This is a genomic window from Stenotrophomonas sp. TD3, from assembly GCF_001939825.1.
Classification (GTDB): Bacteria; Pseudomonadota; Gammaproteobacteria; order Xanthomonadales; family Xanthomonadaceae; genus Stenotrophomonas.
In genome coordinates, this window is sequence record NZ_MOYM01000001.1 from 591,609 (window position 1) to 610,532 (window position 18,924).

16 protein-coding genes and 1 tRNA gene are annotated in these 18,924 nt (G+C 66.0%); 1 reads left to right on the forward strand and 16 read right to left on the reverse strand.

Going from position 1 to position 18,924, the window contains the following annotated elements; genetic code table 11:
- Positions 1-56: 56 nt before the first annotated feature.
- Positions 57-995, reverse strand: a complete 939-nt coding sequence (locus BKE09_RS02675) for a helix-turn-helix transcriptional regulator (protein WP_075674787.1) — start codon at positions 993-995, stop codon at positions 57-59.
- A 139-nt stretch (positions 996-1,134) separates the two neighbouring features.
- Between BKE09_RS02675 and BKE09_RS02680 the strand changes: the two genes are divergently transcribed.
- The gene (locus BKE09_RS02680) at positions 1,135-3,465 is read left to right on the forward strand and encodes a TonB-dependent receptor (protein WP_075674788.1); all 2,331 of its coding nucleotides are present in this window, start codon (positions 1,135-1,137) and stop codon (positions 3,463-3,465) included.
- Between the two features lie 120 nt (positions 3,466-3,585).
- On the opposite strand, the gene BKE09_RS02685 is transcribed toward BKE09_RS02680, so the two are convergent.
- The 15 genes from BKE09_RS02685 to rlmE form a co-directional block, all read right to left on the reverse strand.
- A tRNA-Ser gene (locus BKE09_RS02685) sits at positions 3,586-3,678 on the reverse strand.
- 78 nt (positions 3,679-3,756) lie between these two features.
- Positions 3,757-3,960, reverse strand: a complete 204-nt coding sequence (gene csrA / locus BKE09_RS02690; RefSeq protein ID WP_004152909.1) for a carbon storage regulator CsrA — start codon at positions 3,958-3,960, stop codon at positions 3,757-3,759.
- Positions 3,961-4,107: 147 nt separating this feature from the next.
- Positions 4,108-6,756, reverse strand: a complete 2,649-nt coding sequence (gene alaS / locus BKE09_RS02695) for an alanine--tRNA ligase (protein ID WP_075674789.1) — start codon at positions 6,754-6,756, stop codon at positions 4,108-4,110.
- A 109-nt stretch (positions 6,757-6,865) separates the two neighbouring features.
- Positions 6,866-7,357 (reverse strand): recombination regulator RecX, encoded by a 492-nt coding sequence (gene recX / locus BKE09_RS02700; protein WP_014036760.1) that lies wholly within the window; start codon positions 7,355-7,357, stop codon positions 6,866-6,868.
- A 110-nt stretch (positions 7,358-7,467) separates the two neighbouring features.
- Positions 7,468-8,505, reverse strand: a complete 1,038-nt coding sequence (gene recA, locus BKE09_RS02705; RefSeq protein WP_010484252.1) for a recombinase RecA — start codon at positions 8,503-8,505, stop codon at positions 7,468-7,470.
- 204 nt (positions 8,506-8,709) lie between these two features.
- On the reverse strand, positions 8,710-9,345 hold the full coding sequence (lexA, locus tag BKE09_RS02710; protein WP_032962190.1) for a transcriptional repressor LexA: 636 nt from the start codon (positions 9,343-9,345) through the stop codon (positions 8,710-8,712).
- A gap of 193 nt (positions 9,346-9,538) precedes the next feature.
- Positions 9,539-11,221: a 2-polyprenylphenol 6-hydroxylase gene (gene ubiB, locus BKE09_RS02715; RefSeq protein ID WP_075676554.1), complete on the reverse strand. Its 1,683-nt coding sequence runs from the start codon at positions 11,219-11,221 to the stop codon at positions 9,539-9,541.
- Positions 11,222-11,255: 34 nt separating this feature from the next.
- On the reverse strand, positions 11,256-11,756 hold the full coding sequence (locus tag BKE09_RS02720) for a nicotinamide-nucleotide amidohydrolase family protein (protein WP_170871721.1): 501 nt from the start codon (positions 11,754-11,756) through the stop codon (positions 11,256-11,258).
- Between the two features lie 116 nt (positions 11,757-11,872).
- Complete coding sequence (gene hflX / locus BKE09_RS02725; RefSeq protein WP_075674790.1) at positions 11,873-13,183, reverse strand: ribosome rescue GTPase HflX; 1,311 nt, start codon at positions 13,181-13,183, stop codon at positions 11,873-11,875.
- 14 nt (positions 13,184-13,197) lie between these two features.
- The gene (gene hfq, locus BKE09_RS02730; RefSeq protein WP_004152891.1) at positions 13,198-13,473 is read right to left on the reverse strand and encodes an RNA chaperone Hfq; all 276 of its coding nucleotides are present in this window, start codon (positions 13,471-13,473) and stop codon (positions 13,198-13,200) included.
- 96 nt (positions 13,474-13,569) lie between these two features.
- Complete coding sequence (gene miaA, locus BKE09_RS02735) at positions 13,570-14,523, reverse strand: tRNA (adenosine(37)-N6)-dimethylallyltransferase MiaA (RefSeq protein ID WP_075674791.1); 954 nt, start codon at positions 14,521-14,523, stop codon at positions 13,570-13,572.
- Positions 14,523-15,419: a dihydropteroate synthase gene (gene folP / locus BKE09_RS02740; protein ID WP_075674792.1), complete on the reverse strand. Its 897-nt coding sequence runs from the start codon at positions 15,417-15,419 to the stop codon at positions 14,523-14,525. Before folP ends, miaA begins: the two co-directional genes overlap by 1 nt.
- Before the next feature lie 561 nt (positions 15,420-15,980).
- Positions 15,981-16,166, reverse strand: a complete 186-nt coding sequence (locus BKE09_RS02745; protein ID WP_014036752.1) for a hypothetical protein — start codon at positions 16,164-16,166, stop codon at positions 15,981-15,983.
- Between the two features lie 102 nt (positions 16,167-16,268).
- Positions 16,269-18,203: an ATP-dependent zinc metalloprotease FtsH gene (gene ftsH, locus BKE09_RS02750; RefSeq protein ID WP_014036751.1), complete on the reverse strand. Its 1,935-nt coding sequence runs from the start codon at positions 18,201-18,203 to the stop codon at positions 16,269-16,271.
- Positions 18,204-18,272: 69 nt separating this feature from the next.
- Complete coding sequence (gene rlmE / locus BKE09_RS02755; protein ID WP_005409014.1) at positions 18,273-18,905, reverse strand: 23S rRNA (uridine(2552)-2'-O)-methyltransferase RlmE; 633 nt, start codon at positions 18,903-18,905, stop codon at positions 18,273-18,275.
- Between the last annotated feature and the right edge of the window lie 19 nt (positions 18,906-18,924).

Here is an 18,924-nt window from a genome sequence, read left to right on the forward strand (position 1 = left end):
GCGCACGTATGCGCGGACGCAGCAGGCGTATGCGCGCTGCCGGCGGTGGCCGGGAATCAGCGGAGCTGGCTGGGCGCGATGCCGTAGCGCGTGCGGAATGCGGTCGCGAAATTCGTGGCGTGCCGGTAGCCGACGAAATGCGCGGCCTGCTGCACGCTGCAGCCCTGCCGCAGCTGCTCGCAGGCCAGCTGCAGGCGCCGCTCGCGCAGCCAGGCGAACACCGAACACCGGTGCACCTGCTGGAACTTCAGCCGCAGGCTGCTCGGGCTCATGCAGGCCAGGCGCGCCAGATCCTCCAGGCTGTGGTCAGCGGCCGGCGCCGCCTGCAGGCAGTCGATCACCCGCTGCAGCATGCGGCGATCACGCGCTGAAACGCGCAGATCGGGTGATGCCTCCGGTGCCGGCGCGCCCAGCGCCATGGCCAGCATATGCAGACCAACGCCTTCGCACAGCAATGCATGCATCGCACCCTGCCAGGTGCCCGACAGCAACTGGTCGGCGGCGTGCTCGAGATGCCCGGGCACCTGCCAGCTGCGCAGCTGCTGGCCACCGCTGCGATGCGCTGCACGCAGCAGTTCGGTGATCATCGGGTCATCAAGCTCGGCCGGTGCGCCCAGCGATACATTCAGGCTGCGCATCCGTTGGCCTGCCGGGTGTATCGCGGTCATCGGCGTGGCGTCGGCCATCACCATCGCGCCGGCACCCGGGCGCATGCCGATCATTGATTGCCCTGCCAGGCGCGCACCCGCGCGGCCCTCGAGCATCACGATTGCCGAGAACGCCGGCGGCGACTCGGATATGGCCTCGAACGGCTGGTGCGCGATCACATCCGACAACGCCAGATGGACGCCCGGACGCAGGCGGCGCTGCTCGACCCTGCCCTGCACCACGCAATGCGAGCCCGGCAGATCGGCGGTTGCCCGCGCAGGCAGCCGATAGCGGAAACCACTGCTGCGGCCCAGGCGGTCGAGGTCGGCAAGGGTGAGGCTGTGCATGGTGCGCCCGTGAAGAATCGCCCGCCATTCTCATATGCGAATCGTTCTCATATCCAGCCCTCATGGCAAGGGCCAATCCGGCCTTGTCGATACAAATAGTTACGTTATAACATTTCACGTCAACTTCACGGATCGTGTCATGCGCCGCCATCTCCTTGCTGCAGCCATTCTGTTCGCCGTCCACACCGCCCAGGCCGCGGACGAACCCACCCTCCCCACCCTCCAGGTCCAGGCCTTCCAGCCCTCGCGCATCGACAGCCGGGTCACCGTCGACAACCCACAGGCACAGAACCGCACCCTCGGCGGACTGCTCGAACACGTCTCCGGTGTGCAGAGCAGCGCCTTCGGGCCGAACGCGGGCGCCCCGGTCATCCGCAGCCTCAGCGGCAACCGCGTGCAGATCCTGCAGGACGGCCAGTCGATTCTGGGCATGAACGCGATCAGCGGCGACATCAACATTCCGTTCGATCCACTGTTCGTGCGCAGCGTCACCGTCAACAAATCCTCCGACACGGTGCGCTATGGCGGCAACGCGATCGGCGGCAGCGTTGAGATCGATTCGGGCCTGATCTCGCGCAGCATGGAAGACAAGGACCAGTCGATGGAGCTGGTCCTGCGCAAGGGCTTCAATGCCGCCGACGCGCAGGGCTTCCGCATGAACTTCAACAACCAGCGCAATCTCTCCACCAACCTGCAGGTCTCGCGCCAGCGCATCTCGCACTACGACATCCCCGGCAACAGCAAGGCCAGTGTCTGCAACACCGGGCTGTTCCCGGTCGGCGGCGGCGTCAATTCGGCGCTGGCCGACAGCTGCCAGAAGGAAGCGCGCGTCCAGCAGATCTACAACAAGGCCTCGCAGCCGTACATCGACCAGTTCATGACCGAGAACCCGGACTGGGCCGACGGCGATTTCTCGTTCTACACCAACGCTCCGACCTCGGTCTGGCAGCGCCGCACCTACATCAATCCGGTCAACCCGGCCTACGTGCCCGGCACACCGTCGTACGTGCAGAAGCAGATCAACAACGATGTCACGCCCGACTACCATCACCGGCTGGGCAACAGCTATGCGCGCAACTCGCAGGTGGCCTTCGGCTCGACCCTGTTCTTCGACCGCGGCTACGTCGGTGTCAGCATCGATGCCAAGGACAGCGAGTACGGCGTACCGGGCTTCTCGATGCAGAACCTGTCGTTCGGTTCCAACTATGCCGATGGCCTGCCGGTGGGCGTGGTGATCAAGCAGCAGCGCTACGCGCTGGAAGCCCTGCTGCGCGATCCGCTGCCGTGGTTCGAGCGCGCGGAACTCCGCGTTTCCAGGCTGGACAACACCTCGGGCGAGCGGCTGGGCGCCACCAAGGCCAACGACTACGATTTCGAGAGCACCCAGGCCGAGTTGCTGCTCAGCCATCAACGCGTCGGCCCGCTCAGCGGCCTGCTCGGTTTCAGTCATCAGTCGCGTGATGTCACCGGCAGCGGCTCGCAGCGCTACCTGCCGGACGTGGACACGCGCAGCAATGCGGTGTTCCTGAAGGAAACGCTCGACTTCGGCTGGGCCACCTTCGATGCCGGCGCGCGCCACGAGCGCGTCGACCACGCACTGCAGCCCAGCCGCTTCAAGACCGCGCGCAATGCCGCCAACACCAGACTGCAGGACCGCGATTACCGGCTCAACAGCTACAGCCTCGGCTCGTACGTCGAGCTCGGCCCCTTGTTCGCGGCCAAGGTCCGTTACTCATCCTCACAGCGCGCCCCGGAAATCAACGAGCTGTATGCCAGCAACGCGCACTACTCGGTGATGACGCAGGAAGAAGGCAACCAGAACCTGGAACCGGAGCGCGCGAAGAACCTGGAACTGACCGGCCTGTTCCACCTCGGTGGTTTCGAGCTGTCCGCCACCGCGTACCGGATGCGGTACGAGAACTACCTCTACCTCGGCTACTCCGGCCTGCAGACCGCCAACCGCCTGCCACTGAAGTACTGGAAGCAGACCGACACCACGGTGAAGGGCTTCGAGATCGACGCGTCGCAGGCACTGGACCTGGGCCGTTATGGCACGTTGAACGTCTCCGCCTTCGCCGACCTGGTGAAGAACAAGGCCGACCACCCCGATTCGCTGCGCGCCCACAACGACGGCGAGTACCTGCCGAACATGCCGACCAACCGTTACGGCGCCAACCTGCAGTGGCAGCGCGAAGGCTGGAAGGCACAACTGTCCAGCACCTACTACGACACGCAGAAGTACCTTGGTCGAAATGTCAGCGAGGAAGTGCCGCTGGATGCATTCAACCTGGTCGACCTGCAGGTCAGCCGCGAACTCCCAGTGCGCAACAGCTACATCGCCGGCATGGAAATTTTCGTCAACGGCAGCAACCTGCTCAATGAAGAAGCACGGCCGCACAACTCGCCACTGAAGTACATCGCACCACTGCCGGGGCGGGGCTTCCAGGTGGGGGTGACGGTGAAGCTCTGAGCGGACAATGGATCCGCCGCCATCCACTGATCGATGATCGGTGGATGGTGATTCAGAGATGAGTACTGGAGCAAAGAAAAACGCCTGCAGATCGAGGATCTGCAGGCGCTTCTTTGTATCTGGCGGAGTGAGAGGGATTCGAACCCTCGATAGAGCTTTTGACCCTATACTCCCTTAGCAGGGGAGCCCCTTCGGCCACTCGGGCATCACTCCGGGGTTTTCTCCGCGTCTGGTGCGTTGCACCTCAGCGGGGCGTGAATCATAACGTTAATCGAGTGCGAAGGTAAAGCGTTATTCGGCAGAATTTTCGCTACCGGTGCCACCGGCTTCATCACCACGCTGGATGCGCTGGTAGATCTCTTCGCGATGCACAGCGACGTCCTTCGGCGCAGTGATGCCGATACGCACCTGGTTACCCTTGACGCCAAGCACGGTGACGCTCACCGAGTCACCGATCATCAGGGTTTCGCCGACGCGGCGAGTCAGGATCAACATTTTTGTAAGTCTCCATGGAACCGTGTGGAAGGGTATCCCCCACCGGCTTGACGCTCCGTCAAGAAGCGCTACCACGACAAAGGGAAAAGATTCGCAATGGTACCGTCAGCCGTCCCGCTCCTACAAGGAGGGGGACGGCAGGGTTCATCACAGGCGGGGGCTGACCCATTCGACGACTGCAGCCAGCGCAGTGGCAAGGGCGGGCCCGTCCTCGCCACCACCCTGGGCGAGGTCCGGGCGTCCGCCGCCCTTGCCCCCGATCTGACCGGCGATATGGGACAACAGTTCCCCGGCCTTGACCTTGCCCATTGCGCTGCCGTTCACGCCCGCGACCAGGGCCGCCTTGCCGTCCTGGGCGCCGGCCAGCACGATCACCGCGTTGCCGAGCTGCTGCTTCAGGCGGTCCACGGCATCACGCAGGGCCTTGGCATCGAAGCCCTCCAGGCGGGCGGCCAGCACCTTCACGCCGGCAACCTCGACGGCCTGGCCGGACAGATCGGCCGTGGCGCCGGCGGCGACCTTGGCCTTCACGGCGTCCAGTTCGCGTTCCAGCTGCTTCTGGCGCTGGCCGAGCGCACGGATCTTCTCGACCACGTCGGCGGCGCTGCCGCCGAGCAGGTCGGCGGCCTCGGCCAGGCGGGCCTCTTCGGCGTCCACGTAATCCAGGGCACCCTGGCCGGTGACCGCCTCGATGCGGCGCACGCCGGCGGAAACACCGCCCTCGGAGGTGATCTTGAACAGACCGATGTCGCCGGTACGGTTGACGTGGGTGCCTCCGCACAGCTCGGTGGAGTAGTCACCCATCTTCAGCACGCGCACGTGCTCACCGTACTTCTCGCCGAACAGGGCCATCGCGCCGAAGTCCAGCGCTTCCTGCATGGCCATGGTGTGCACTTCGGCAGCGTTGTTGGCACGCACCTGCTGGTTGACCTTGCGCTCGATCACCGCCAGCTCTTCCGCGCTGATCGGCTGGAAGTGCGAGAAGTCGAAACGCAGGCGGTCCGGCGCGACCAGCGAGCCCTTCTGCTGCACATGGGTGCCCAGCACTTCGCGCAGCGCGGCGTGCAGCAGGTGGGTGGCCGAGTGGTTGAGGATGGTGGCGCCACGGCGCTCGCCATCGACCTGGCCGGACAGGACATCGCCGACCTTCAGGCCGCCTTCGGACAGGCTGCCGACGTGGCCATGGAACTGGCCGGCAAACTTCTGGGTGTCCTCCACCGCCAGGCGCACGCCGTTGCCGGTCAGCACGCCGGTGTCACCGACCTGGCCGCCGGATTCGGCGTAGAACGGGGTCTGGTTGGTGATGACGATGACCGAATCACCCGCATCGGCCGACTGCACCGGGCGACCGTCCTTCAGCAGGGCGAGCACGCTCAGGCCGTCGGCCTGCAGGCGGTCATAGCCCAGGAACAGGGTCGGGCTGAGGGTGGCCACCAGCTCGGCCGGCAGGGTCACGTCGCCGCCGAACTTGCCGGCCGCACGTGCGGTCTCGCGCTGCTGTTCCATCGCGGCGTCGAAGCCGGCGATGTCGACCGTCAGGTCGCGCTCGCGGGCGATGTCCTGGGTCAGGTCGAGCGGGAAGCCATAGGTGTCGTACAGGCGGAAGGCGTCAACGCCCGGGATCACGCCATTGCTGGCCTTGCCGGCCACGTCCTCGAAGATCTTCATGCCGGCATCGAGGGTTTCAGCGAAACGCTCTTCCTCGGCCTGCAGCGCACGGGTGACGGTATCCACCGCCGCCGGCAGCTCCGGGTAGGCCTCGCCCATCTGCTCGACCAGGGTCGGCACCAGCTTGCTGAAGAACGGCTGGCGCACACCCAGCATCCAGCCATGGCGCAGGGCGCGGCGGATGATACGGCGCAGCACGTAGCCACGGCCTTCGTTGGACGGCAGCACGCCGTCGACGATCAGGAACGAACAGGCGCGGATGTGATCGGCGATCACGCGCAGCGACTTGTTTTCCAGGTCGGCGGTGCCGGTCAGCTCGGATGCCTTGCGGATCAGGGCCTGGAACAGGTCGATCTCGTAGTTGGTGTGCACGTGCTGCAGGATCGCGGCCAGGCGCTCCAGGCCCATGCCGGTATCCACGCACGGCGCCGGCAGCGGCACCAGGGTGCCGTCGGGCTGGCGGTCAAACTGCATGAACACCAGGTTCCAGATTTCGATGAAGCGGTCGCCGTCCTCATCCGGGGAGCCCGGGGGGCCGCCGGCGATATGGTCGCCGTGGTCGTAGAAGATCTCGGTGCATGGGCCGCACGGACCGGTGTCGGCCATCTGCCAGAAGTTGTCCGAAGCGAACGGTGCGCCCTTGTTGTCGCCGATGCGCACGATGCGCTCTTCCGGCACGCCAACCATGTCGCGCCACAGCGCGTAGGCCTCGTCGTCGGTCTGGTAGACGGTGACCAGCAGGCGCTCGGCCGGCAGCTTCCAGACCTGGGTCAGCAGCTCCCAGGCCCAGGCGATCGCGTCCTTCTTGAAGTAGTCGCCGAACGACCAGTTGCCCAGCATTTCGAAGAAGGTGTGATGACGGGCGGTGTAGCCCACCTGGTCGAGGTCGTTGTGCTTGCCGCCCGCGCGCAGGCAGCGCTGCACGTCGGCCGCGCGCACGTAGCTGCGCTTCTCCGCGCCAAGGAACACGTCCTTGAACTGCACCATGCCGGAGTTGGTAAACAGCAGGGTCGGATCATTGCCCGGCACCAGCGGCGCCGACGGCACGATGGTGTGGCCTTTGCCCTTGAAGAATTCAAGGAAGTCGCTGCGGATCTGGGAAGTCGTGAATTTGGCGGATGCGTTCATTGGGGGCTGGCAGTCTGCGGGCCGGCGGACCCGGACCACCGGCCGCGTTGGCCAGGGTCGCGAGGGACCGCCGAAAACCTAAAGGGTATCAGGCCCGGCGCCGCCAGTCTCAGTCATCCGGGTCGTAGCGGGTCGCACGGCGGATACTGTCGCCGTCGAAGCCCCGCCGGGCCAGCAGATCGGCGGCCTTGCGCCGCTGCGTCAGGTCCTGCGGACCGGCCTCGCCGAAGCGTCGGCGGACCAGATCACGGGCATTTTCCTGCCAGTCGCCTTCGTAGCTGTCCATCGCCGCCGCAATCGCGGCACTGTCCAGGCCATGGGTACCCAGTTCGGCACGGACATGGATCGGACCATAGCCGGTGTTGGCGCGCATCCGCACCAGGTTCTCGGCAAATCGGGTGTCGTCCTGCCAGCCGGCTTCGGTCAGCTTGGCGACAGCGGCCTGCGCGGCTTCGTCTTCGATGCCGCGAGCGGTCAGCTTACGGGTGAGTTCCTTGCGCGAGTGCTCACGGCGGACAAGCAGGCCCAGTGCCCGTTGCACGGGCGTCTGCTCGCGCGGCCGACGTTTGCGGCCGGTGGGAATGTCGTCAGCGTCGGACATCGGTGCTCCAAGGGTGGCGCCATCCCTGGCGCCCTGCCCATCCCTGGGCGATTCGAACCTGCGGGACAGGGCGACGTCACTGACGGCGCCGCCCTGCCCCACAGCAAGCCTTATTCGTCGTCGCCTTCGTCGTCGCCTTCCTCACGGCTGGCTTCGGTCGGCTGGAACTTCTCGCGCAGCTCGGCTTCGAGCTTGGCGGCGACCGTCGGGTTGTCGCGCAGATAGCCTCGGGCATTGTCCTTGCCCTGGCCGATGCGTTCTTCGCCGTAGCTGTACCAGGCACCGGCCTTCTCGACCAGCTTGGCGTCCACGCCCATATCGATCAGTTCGCCTTCGCGGCTGATGCCCTCGCCGTACAGGATCTCGGTGATGACCTGCTTGAACGGAGGTGCCAGCTTGTTCTTGACGACCTTGATCTTGGTCTGGTTGCCGATGATCTCGTCACCCTTCTTGATCGCGCCGATGCGGCGGATGTCCAGGCGTACCGAGGCGTAGAACTTCAGCGCGTTGCCGCCGGTGGTGGTTTCCGGGCTCTGGCCCGGCATCATCACACCGATCTTCATGCGCAGCTGGTTGATGAAGACCACCAGGGTGTTGGAGCGCTTGATGTTGCCGGTCAGCTTGCGCAGCGCCTGGCTCATCAGTCGGGCCTGCAGGCCCGGCAGCTGGTCACCCATCTCGCCTTCGATTTCGGCCTTCGGGGTCAGCGCGGCGACCGAGTCGATCACCAGGATGTCGACCGAACCGGAACGGACCAGCATGTCGGCGATTTCCAGCGCCTGCTCACCGGTATCCGGCTGCGACAGCAGCAGGTCGTCCACGTTCACGCCCAGCTTGGCGGCGTAGATCGGATCCAGCGCGTGCTCGGCGTCGATGAAGGCCGCGGTGCCGCCCATCTTCTGGCATTCGGCGATGGCCTGCAGGGTCAGCGTGGTCTTGCCCGAGGATTCCGGCCCGTAGATTTCAACGACACGGCCCTTCGGCAGGCCGCCAATGCCCAGCGCGATGTCGAGCATCAGCGAACCGGTCGGGATGGCTTCGACGGGTTCGACCACGCGGTCGCCCATGCGCATCACCGAGCCCTTGCCGAACTGCTTTTCGATCTGGCCCAGAGCTGCAGCGAGGGCGCGCTTCTTGTTCTCGTCCATCGGATTGGTCCTTGCAGAGGTCGTGTCGTTGGGGGTGCTGTCTTTGGGGGTCTTCTTTGCCATGGGTTCACTTTAAGTCGGACGTATCGCACAGGCTGAGATTCTGCCCGGCGCTCTGAAAAGAATTATCGGACAACCGTACCAACCTCAGTGGAACCAGAGAATCGCCACAAAAGACCGCGGGGTAATGCGCTATGGAACAGCTCAACGGTTGGGCCGCAGCAGGCCGCAATAGAGGCCTTCGATCGCGAAGTCCTGATCCGGCAGCACCTCGATCGGCTTGTAGTCGGGGTTGCGCGGCAGCAGGCGAATGCGGTCCTTGGCGATCTTCAGCAGCTTCACGGTGATCTCGTCATCGATGCGGGCCACCACGATCTGCCCGGAATGGGCATCGCGGGTGCGGTGCACACCGATCAGGTCACCGTCGAAGATGCCCTCGTCGATCATCGAATCGCCCTGCACCTTCAGCAGGTAGTCCGGCGCCGGCGAGAAGAACACCCGGTCCAGCACCACGAAATCGTCCGAGCCGATGTCGGCGCCGATCGGCAGGCCGGCCGCGACCCGGCCCAGCACCGGCAGGCGCAGGACGCTGTCGGCCAGGCCCGGCTCAGCCAGCTTTTCGACCGGCGGTGCCTGCACCAGGCGGATGCCGCGGGCCTGGCCGGGGATGCGACGGATCGCACCGGCCTGCTCCAGGGCTTCCAGGTGGTACTGGGCCGCGCGTACGCCCTTGAAGCCGAACGCACGTGCGATTTCAGTCTGCGACGGCGGCGCGCCTTCGCTCTCGATACGCTCGGCGATCAACTGCAGGATCGCCTGCTGGGTGTCGGTCAGGTCCATGGTTAGTAGTATTACTACTAATGCATGGGGCTGCAAGTGCCGGGGGCGATACGGGCATCGGCAATCGTCGCCGGCTTGGCCCGGCTGGCAGAGACAAAGGCGAGAGCAGAAGCAGCCGACCAGCGGTCGGCTCTACAGGAATCGCGCAGCGATTCCGCGGTTCCCGGGGGGGGAACCGCTGCGGTAAACACACTCACGTGTGTTTACCGCTTCTCCATATCGAGAACAGGATCCACACGCCGCAGAAGCCGGCGCCGATGAAACCGCACACGCCCAGCGCCAGCAGCCAGCGGCTGGAGACGCCACCAACGCTGTGCATCACGATCGACGAGCCGATGATCAATGCGGCGGTGACGATGCCCATCACCAGCCGGTTCGCGGCACGGTTGACCTGCTCGCCGAAGCCCTGCAGCGCGCTGGTTTCCACCTTCAGCTGCAGGCGCCCACGGCGGGCTGCCTGGACCAGCTTGCGCAGGTCGCGCGGCAGTTCCCCGGCGAAGTCGACCAGGCCCAGCAGGCTGCGCCGGCCGCGCTTGAGCAGTGCCCTGGGCGCATAGCGCTGCAGCACCACCCGCTCCAGGAACGGGCGCGCAGCACTGGCCATGTCGAAATCCGGGTCGAGCTGGCGGCCCATGCCTTCCAGGGTCAGGAACGCCTTGATCATCAACGCCAGGTCGGCCGGCAGGGTCAGGCTGTAGCTACGCAGCAACTGGGTGATGTCGCCCAGCATCAGGCCGATCCGCAGGTCCTTCAACGGCACGCCGCGGTACTGGTCGACGAACTGGCTGATGTCGTGCTGCAGCCGGTTCTCGTCCACTTCCACCCCACCGGCCCAGTCCAGCAGCACGTCGGCCACGCCCTGCGGGTCCTGCTCGACCAGGCCATGCAGCAGTTGCGCGACCTGGAAGCGGCGCACCTCCGACAACGCGCCGACCATGCCGAAATCGATCACGCCGATGCGGCCGTCTCGCAGGTAGATGATGTTGCCGGGGTGCGGGTCGGCGTGGAAGCTGCCGTCCTCCAGCACCATCTTCAGCACGATGTCCGCACCGCGTCGCGCCAATTCGCGCCGGTCCAGCCCGGCCGCATCGACGCCGGCCAGGTCACGCCCGGGAATGCCGTCGACGAAGTCCTGCACGTTCAGGCTTTCGCAGGTCCACTGCCAGTGCACGTCGGGAATCAGGATGTCGTCGCGGCCCTTGAAGTTGCGTGCGATGCGCTCGGCATTGCGGCATTCGGCGGCAAAATCCAGCTCGCGGCGCAGCGATACGGTGAACTGCTGCACGACTTCGGCCGGGCGGTAACGACGCAGGTCCGGAAGGCGCGCCTCGACGATCTCGGCCAGGCGGGCCAGCAGCCGCAGGTCGGCCTCGACCACATCGCGGATGCCGGGGCGCCGCACCTTCAGCACCACCTCGCGACCATCATGCAGGCGCGCGCGATGCGCCTGCGCCAGCGAGGCGGCGGCCATCGGGGTTTCATCGAGGAAGGCGAACACATCGGCGGGCGATGCGCCCAGGTCGGCTTCGAGCTGCTCGCGGATATCCGCATATGGCAGCGCCGGCACTGCGTTCTGCAGTTCAGAGAGCTCGGCGATCCATTCCGGCGGCAGCAGGTCAACGCGCGTCGCCAGCACCTGGCCAAGCTTGACGAAGGTCGGGCCGAGATCCTGCATCGCGCTGCGCACGCGCACCGGCGCGGTCATCCGCAGCAGTTCCTGCCGCTCCTCGTTCCAGTGCAGCAGGCGCCCTGCCCGCTCCAGCGTGCTGGCCAGGCCGATGCGCCGCACCACGTCGCCGAAGCCATAGCGGATCAGGACGACGGCGATTTCCTGCAGGCGGCCCAGGTCACGGACCGTGCCCAGCGTTTCCCACATCATGCGTGCTCCGGACGATTACCGGAGCAGCATGTCACAGCTGGGCGTCGATACCGCGCAATGCCGCCGCCACGGTTTGCCGGCGGATGGCTTCGCGGTCGCCGTCGAACTGGAAGAGTTCGGCACGGGCGTAGCCGCCACGGCGCTTCCAGCCGATCCAGATACTGCCGACCGGCTTGTCCGGACTGCCACCGCCGGGGCCGGCGATACCGGTGACCGCCACGGCGATGCCGGCACCGGAATTGACCAGTGCGCCGGACACCATTTCCAGCACGGTTTCGCGGCTGACCGCACCGTACTGCTCCAGGGTCTGCGCACGTACGCCCAGCAGGCGCTGCTTGGCCTCGTAGCTGTAGACCACCATGCCACAGTCGAAGAACGCCGAGGAACCGGCGATGTCGGTCATGCACTTGGCGATCCAGCCGCCACTGCAGCTTTCGGCGGTTACCAGCTGCAGCGAGGCCTGTTGCAGGCGCTGCCCGAGCGCGGCGGACTGGGCGTTGAGATCGGCGTCGGTGGGGATGGACATCGGCATGACGGCGGGGTGAAGAACCTGCACGTTGTACCGCAGATGACAGCTGGATGTCGCGCCCCTCCGGCACGGTTGTGCTGCCGGCCAGCGGCCGGCACTACCGGGCATGGGCCGCTACCTCACCACTCCGGCAGTTTCTCCGGCAGCAGCGCCCGTATCGGCGCGCCGTCGGCACTGGCAGCCAGTTTTTCGGCTTCGGCAATCGGCAGGTCGACCTGCAGCAGCCAGCCGTCTTCGTCGGCCTGCTCGCTGCGGATCACTTCCAGCTGGTGCAGGCGCGCACGCAGGCGGCCGGCATCCGGCGGCAGGCGCAGTTCGCCGGTGACATGCTGCAGGCCCAGGCGCTTGCCCAACACTGCCTGCAGCAGCTCAAGGCCCTGCCCGTCACGCGCGGAAATCCAGACGCGTTCACGACGCGACTCGTCGGGCACGCCATCCTGGCCATCGTGGCGGACGTCGGCACCGTCGATGCGGTCGATCTTGTTGAACACCAGCAGCTGCGGCAGGTCACCGGCACCGACAGCGGTCAGCACCTCGTCCACCTGCGCGATGCGCTCCTCGCGGTGCGGATCGGCAGCGTCGACCACGTGCAGCAGGAAATCGGCCTCGCGCGCCTCGGACAGGGTCGAGCGGAACGCGGCAACCAGATCATGCGGCAGATCGCGGACGAAACCGACGGTGTCGGCCAGCACCACGTTGCCGCCCGGCACCGCGATGCGGCGCACGGTCGGATCCAGTGTTGCGAACAGCTGGTCGGCGGCATAGGCCTCGGCGCCGGTCATGGCATTGAACAGGGTCGACTTGCCGGCGTTGGTATAGCCCACCAGGGCGACACGCGGCAGCTCGCTGCGCACGCGCGCACGGCGCATCTGAGTGCGCTGCACCTCGACCTTTTCCAGCCGCTTCTGCAGCTGCTCGACCCGCTTCTGCAGCAGGCGGCGGTCGGTTTCCAGCTGGGTTTCACCCGGGCCACGCAGGCCGATCAAACCACCGCGCTGGCGCTCCAGGTGGGTCCAGCCGCGCACCAGCCGCGTGGCCAGGTGACGCAGCTGCGCCAGCTCGACCTGCAGCTTGCCTTCGTGGCTGTGCGCACGCTGGGCGAAGATGTCCAGGATCAGGCCGGTACGGTCGATCACCCGGCGCTCGAGGAAGCGTTCCAGGTTGCGCTCCTGGCCCGGGCTCAACGCATGGTTGACCAGGATCAGGTCGGCACCGCTGGCATCGGCCGCGGCCTTGATCTCGTCCAGCTTGCCGCTGCCGATCAGGGTCGACGGATTCGGACGATCCAGGCGCGCGGTGATCGTCGCGGCGATGCTGGCCCCAGCCGAGCGGGCCAGATCACCGAACTCTTCAAGCACATCGTCTTCCAGCTTGCCGAAATGGGGCTGGATCAGCAGGGCGTGTTCGCCCTTTTTCGAGCGGTCAAACATTCACCGCTCCGGTATTACTCGTCTGCTTCATCACCTGCCTGACCACCTTCACCCGACTGCACATAACCACCGCCCGGACCGACCTTCACATTGCGTGCCGGAACCACCGTGGAAATGGCGTGCTTGTAGACCATCTGACTGACCGTGTTGCGCAGCAGGACCACGAACTGGTCGAACGACTCGATCGTGCCCTGCAGCTTGATGCCGTTCACCAGGTACACCGAAACCGGCACGCGTTCGCGCCGCAGTGCGTTCAAGAAAGGATCCTGCAGCGATTGCCCCTTGGACATTGCACACTCCTGATTATTGTTCTTATTGGGTTGCCGACGGTTGCCACGGCCCCCGAGCCGCCCGCCGACCGATGATGTTACACGGCTGGCGGGGGTTCAGCGTGCGACGAAGGTCGACACCGCGCCGGCCAGGCGCTCGTGGTCGATATGGGGGTCGAACCAGCGTGCATCAAGCTCGCCGCGCAGCCAGGTCAGCTGGCGCTTGGCCAGCTGGCGGGTGGCAAAGATCGCCTTGTCACGGAAACGGGCGGCATCGCCCTCCCCGTCCAGGTACTCCCACGCCTGGCGATAGCCGACCGCACGCACCGCCGGCAGATCCAACGGCGCCTCCACAGCGGCCATTTCCGGCATCGCGCGCAGTGCCCGCACCTCGTCCAGAAAGCCCTGCGCCAGCATGGCGTCGAAGCGCGCCTCGATGCGCTGGTGCAGTACCGCGCGGTCACGCGGGGCCAGGACCAGCTTGAGCGTGCGCACCGGCAACGGCGCCACGCCCTGCCGGCGCTGCCACTCCGTGATAGGGGTGCCGGTCAGGCGATAGACCTCCAGCGCCCGCTGGATGCGCTGCGGGTCGGTGGCATGGATGCGTACGGCGGCCGCCGGATCAACCGTGGCCAGTTCCGCATGCAGTGCCGCCCAGCCGCGTTCGGCGGCTTCGGCGCTGAGCGCTTCGCGCGTCGCCGGATCGGCCTCCGGCATCGGCGACAGACCCTGCAACAGCGCCCGGAAGTACAGGCCGGTGCCACCGGCCAGGATCGGTGTTTTGCCACGCGCCACGATGTCGGCCACGACGCGGCCGGCATCAGCGGCGAATTCGGCCGCCGAGTAGGTCTGCCAGGGATCGCGCAGGTCCAGCAGATGGTGCGGTGCCTGCGCGCGCTCGGCCGCATCGGGTTTGGCCGAGCCGATATCCAGGTGGCGGTACACCAGCGCCGAATCGACGCTGACGATTTCGCCGTCCAGTTGCTGTGCCAGGGCAATCGCGGTGGCGGTCTTGCCACTGGCGGTCGGCCCCATCACGGCGATCGCCAGCGGGCGCCGGTCGATGCCCATCAGTCTTCGTCCGGCCAACGGATCGTCGGCGTGGCGTCGGCGCGCGGCGTGGGCACCGCCTCGACCGCCTGCCAGACCTTCAACGCATCGACGGTGGCCGCCACGTCATGCACGCGCACGATGCGTGCGCCGCGCTGCACCGCGATCAGATGCGCGGCCACCGAGGCCGCCACCCGCTCGGACGGCATGTCGCGACCAGTCAGCTCACCAAGGCTGCGCTTGCGCGACAGGCCGGCCAGCATCGGCACGCCCAGTTCCAGGAAGCGTTCCGAGCGCGCCAGCAGGGTCATATTGTGGGCAGTGGTCTTGCCGAAGCCGAAACCGAGGTCGACCAGCAGGTTCTTCTTCGCGATGCCGGCCATTTCTGCAGCGAACAGGCGCTGCACCAGGAAACCGTGCACCTCGGCAACGACGTCGTCGTAGTGCGGATCAGCCTGCATGTGGCCGGGTTCACCCTGCATGTGCATCAACACCACCGGCACGCCGGCTTCAGCGGCGGCATCCAGCGCACCGTCCTGGCGCAGGCCGTAGATGTCGTTGATCATGCCCGCGCCGGCGGCCACGGCCGCACGCATCACCTCCGGCTTGAAGGTGTCGATGCTGATCGGAACCCGGGTACGGGCGGCCAGCTGCTCGATCACCGGAATCACCCGGCGCAGCTCGTCCTCGACCGATACCGGCGCGGCGCCCGGGCGGGTCGATTCGCCACCAATATCGAGCAGGTCCGCACCCTCCTCGACCAGCTTCAGGCCATGGGCGACCGCCGACTCGGTGGTGTCGTGCGCACCGCCATCGGAGAACGAGTCCGGGGTGACGTTGACGATGCCCATGACCCGGGCACGGTCGAGGCGCAGGATGCGGCCGGCGCAATCGAGCTGGGGCGAGGTATCGAACATGGGCAATCCTGCAGGGACAACGGCGGGTAGTTTAGTTCGGCAGGGCGGCGCCCTGCACCCGCAGAGGCCAGAGCGACAGCAACAGCAACTGCGGCATTCCGTGGGGTGGCGAGGTGGGTCCGGTTGCGGGAGACGCCGTAAACCCGTCCATGGGGGCTTGGCCGCGGCATCCATGCCGCGGACACTCCCGCAACCGGACCCACCCCACCTTCGACAGATTTCTGCGATCTGTCGGCATTTCTGTAGAGCCGAGCCATGCCCGGCTCAGATCTCACAGATATCGAGATATTCAATTTCGATGAAGATTCATCCACGCATGACGTGGATCTATCGTGTCGACCGAGGTCGACACCTACCAACAGCAGCAGGAAATTGTCAGGGGTGGGGCGGTGTGGGTTGGCAGGACCGTTGGCGCCATGGATGGCGCCATCGAGCCCCCATGGACGGGTTTACGGCGTGTCCTGCCAACCCACACCGCCCCGCCATCCCCAGAAACCCGCTGTTGCTGTTGCTGTTGCTCTGGCTCGGAGCAGGTGCAGGGCGCAGCCCTGCCGATAGCCCTCAACGGCGGCGGCGCTTGCGGTCCACGTACAGGGTCTTGGCGATGCTCAGCACGATGCCGACCGCGATACCCACCACGCAGCCCAGCAGCAGGTTGTCGGCACCCAGCCCTACGCCAACGCCGACCACGGTGGCGATGATCATCTCGACGGTGTGGGAAATCGGTTCGGGCTTCGGGGCGGACATGCGGGCTCCAGCGTCAGTTCGGTTCTTCGGGATGGGCCAGTGGCCCAGAAACGACGAAGCCGGGTCGCCCCGGCCTCGTCTGGTGTCACGTGCAGCGGGCCGTCAGTGCGACTCGGCCGGGCCTGCGATCGGCGGCAGCGGACGGGCGTCGCCGCCCTTGTCGTTGCCACCATCCTTGTTCGACTTGTTCCAGCCGGCCGGCGGCGGCGGATCGCGGCCTTCCATGATGGCGTCGATCTGCGGCGCGTCGATGGTCTCGTACTGCAGCAGCAGCTGGGACATCGCGTGCAGCTTGTCCAGGTTGGCCGTCATCAGCTCGGTGGTGCGTGCGTAGGCTTCGTCGAGGATGTTGCGCACTTCCTCGTCAATCCGGCGCGCGGTGTCGTTGGACACGCTCTTGTGCTGGGTGACCGAACGGCCCAGGAACACTTCGTCGTCCTCTTCGCCATAGGCGATCGGGCCGAGCTGGTCGGACAGACCCCACTTGGTGACCATGTTGCGGGCCATCTTGGTGGCGCGTTCGATGTCGTTGGAGGCACCGGTGGTGACCTTGTCTGCACCGAAGATCAGCTCCTCGGCCACGCGGCCACCGTACAGCGAGCACAGCTGCGACTTGATCGCCACGCGGTTCATCGAGTACTTGTCGCCTTCCGGCAGGTACATGGTCACACCCAGCGCACGGCCGCGCGGAATGATCGTTACCTTGTAGACCGGGTCGTGCTCGGGCACCAGGCGGCCGACGATGGCGTGACCGGCTTCGTGGTAGGCGGTGAGGGTCTTCTCCTCCTCGCTCATGGCCATCGAGCGGCGCTCGGCACCCATCAGGATCTTGTCGCGGGCACGGTCGAAGTGGTCCATGCGGACTTCCTTCTCGTTGCCACGCGCGGCGAACAGGGCGGCCTCGTTGCAGAGGTTGGCCAGATCCGCACCGGAGAAGCCCGGGGTACCGCGCGCGATCACCATCGGCTCGACGTCGTCGGCCAGCGGCAGCTTGCGCATGTGGACCTTCAGGATGTGCTCACGGCCCTTCACGTCCGGCAGGCCGACCACGACCTGGCGGTCGAAACGGCCTGGACGCAGCAGCGCCGGATCCAGCACGTCCGGACGGTTGGTCGCGGCGATCACGATCACGCCCTCGCCACCTTCAAAACCGTCCATCTCGACCAGCAGCTGGTTCAGGGTCTGCTCGCGCTCGTCATGACCGCCGCCCAGGCCGGCACCACGGTGGCGACCGACGGCGTCGATTTCGTCGATGAAGATGATGCAGGGAGCGTGCTTCTTGGCCTGCTCGAACATGTCGCGCACGCGGCTGGCGCCGACGCCGACGAACATTTCCACGAAGTCCGAACCGGAGATCGAGAAGAACGGCACCTTGGCTTCGCCGGCAATGGCCTTGGCCAGCAGCGTCTTGCCGGTACCCGGCGGGCCCACCATCAGCACGCCGCGCGGAATCTTGCCGCCCAGCTTGGTGAACTTGGAGGGATCGCGCAGGAAGTCGACCAGCTCGCCCACTTCTTCCTTGGCCTCGTCACAACCGGCGACGTCGGCAAAGGTGACCTTGATCTGGTCTTCGCCCTGCAGCTTGGCGCGCGACTTGCCGAAGGACATCGCGCCCTTGGCACCGCCGCCACCGCCCTGCATCTGGCGCATGATGAACAACCAGAAGCCGATGATCAGGATGACCGGCAGGAAATTCATCAGGATCGCGCCCAGGGAGATGCCGCTGGACGGCTCCTCCTGCACGATCTCCACGTTCTTGGTGCGCAGCACGTTGATCAGGTCACGATCGAACGGTGCGGTGATGGTGGACGACTGCCCACCCCGGGTGGTGTAGGTCAGCTGGCTGGTGCCGCCGCGCATGTCGCCGCCGAAGGCGACCTTCTGCACGTTGCCGCTGTCCACCTGGTCCAGGAACTGCGAGTACGACGCGCCCTGCGCCCCAGCCCCGGAGGTCTTGGGCGAGAAGCTCTGGAAGACCACCATCAGCACGACGGCGACGACCACCCATAGCAGGAGGTTCTTGGTCAAGTCGTTCATCCTCATTGGCTCCGGTGTTCCTCTCAGTGCTGGCGTTGCGTTGGGGTCGAACTTGCGTACATTGCGAGCTTACTTCATGTGGGCGCGTTTTCCCTGACCCAAGGCATACACCTCGGGAGAGCGCTTGCGCGAGGCTTCCGGCTTGCGGATGGAGACCTTGTCGTACCGGCGGCGCATGTCGCGCACGTAGTCGTCAAAGCCCTCGCCCTGGAACAGCTTGATCAGGAATGCCCCACCGGTCTTCAGGTGGTTGTCGGCAAAATCCAGGGCCAGCTCCGCCAGGTGCATCATCCGCGGCTGGTCGACCGCGCCTACACCACTCTTATTGGGGGCCATGTCCGACAGCACAAGGTCTACCGGCTGATCCCCGAGCATGGCTTCAAACTGCGATAGGACGGCTTCTTCCCTGAAGTCACCATGAAGGAACTCCACGCCGGCCAGTGGCGGCATGTCCAGGATGTCCAGGGCCAGCACACGGCCGGTGTCGCCAATCTGTCTCCGAACCTGCTGAGACCAGCCACCCGGCGCCGCGCCGAGGTCGACCACCACCATGTGCGGCTTCAGCAACCGGTCACGTTCGAGCAGCTCCTCGAGCTTGTAGGCGGCGCGCGAGCGCATGCCTTCGGCCTGCGCCTTCTTCACGAAGGGGTCGGAGAAGTGTTCCTTGAGCCAGCGCTGGCTGCTTTTGCTGCGGGTAGCCATTGAAAATAGGGGCTGATGG

What these genes read in the sequence shown, in the direction of transcription:
- rlmE (WP_005409014.1), bottom strand. Translation starts at nt 18,905, where the DNA reads ATGGCTACCCGCAGCAAAAGCAGCCAGCGCTGGCTCAAGGAACACTTC.
- BKE09_RS02675 (WP_075674787.1), bottom strand. Translation starts at nt 995, where the DNA reads ATGCACAGCCTCACCCTTGCCGACCTCGACCGCCTGGGCCGCAGCAGT.
- ubiB (WP_075676554.1), bottom strand. Translation starts at nt 11,221, where the DNA reads ATGTGGGAAACGCTGGGCACGGTCCGTGACCTGGGCCGCCTGCAGGAA.
- recX (WP_014036760.1), bottom strand. Translation starts at nt 7,357, where the DNA reads ATGTCCGACGCTGACGACATTCCCACCGGCCGCAAACGTCGGCCGCGC.
- hflX (WP_075674790.1), bottom strand. Translation starts at nt 13,183, where the DNA reads ATGTTTGACCGCTCGAAAAAGGGCGAACACGCCCTGCTGATCCAGCCC.
- folP (WP_075674792.1), bottom strand. Translation starts at nt 15,419, where the DNA reads ATGTTCGATACCTCGCCCCAGCTCGATTGCGCCGGCCGCATCCTGCGC.
- BKE09_RS02745 (WP_014036752.1), bottom strand. Translation starts at nt 16,166, where the DNA reads ATGTCCGCCCCGAAGCCCGAACCGATTTCCCACACCGTCGAGATGATC.
- recA (WP_010484252.1), bottom strand. Translation starts at nt 8,505, where the DNA reads ATGGACGAGAACAAGAAGCGCGCCCTCGCTGCAGCTCTGGGCCAGATC.
- csrA (WP_004152909.1), bottom strand. Translation starts at nt 3,960, where the DNA reads ATGTTGATCCTGACTCGCCGCGTCGGCGAAACCCTGATGATCGGTGAC.
- BKE09_RS02720 (WP_170871721.1), bottom strand. Translation starts at nt 11,756, where the DNA reads ATGCCGATGTCCATCCCCACCGACGCCGATCTCAACGCCCAGTCCGCC.
- ftsH (WP_014036751.1), bottom strand. Translation starts at nt 18,203, where the DNA reads ATGAACGACTTGACCAAGAACCTCCTGCTATGGGTGGTCGTCGCCGTC.
- alaS (WP_075674789.1), bottom strand. Translation starts at nt 6,756, where the DNA reads ATGAACGCATCCGCCAAATTCACGACTTCCCAGATCCGCAGCGACTTC.
- BKE09_RS02680 (WP_075674788.1), top strand. Translation starts at nt 1,135, where the DNA reads ATGCGCCGCCATCTCCTTGCTGCAGCCATTCTGTTCGCCGTCCACACC.
- lexA (WP_032962190.1), bottom strand. Translation starts at nt 9,345, where the DNA reads ATGGACCTGACCGACACCCAGCAGGCGATCCTGCAGTTGATCGCCGAG.
- miaA (WP_075674791.1), bottom strand. Translation starts at nt 14,523, where the DNA reads ATGGGCATCGACCGGCGCCCGCTGGCGATCGCCGTGATGGGGCCGACC.
- hfq (WP_004152891.1), bottom strand. Translation starts at nt 13,473, where the DNA reads ATGTCCAAGGGGCAATCGCTGCAGGATCCTTTCTTGAACGCACTGCGG.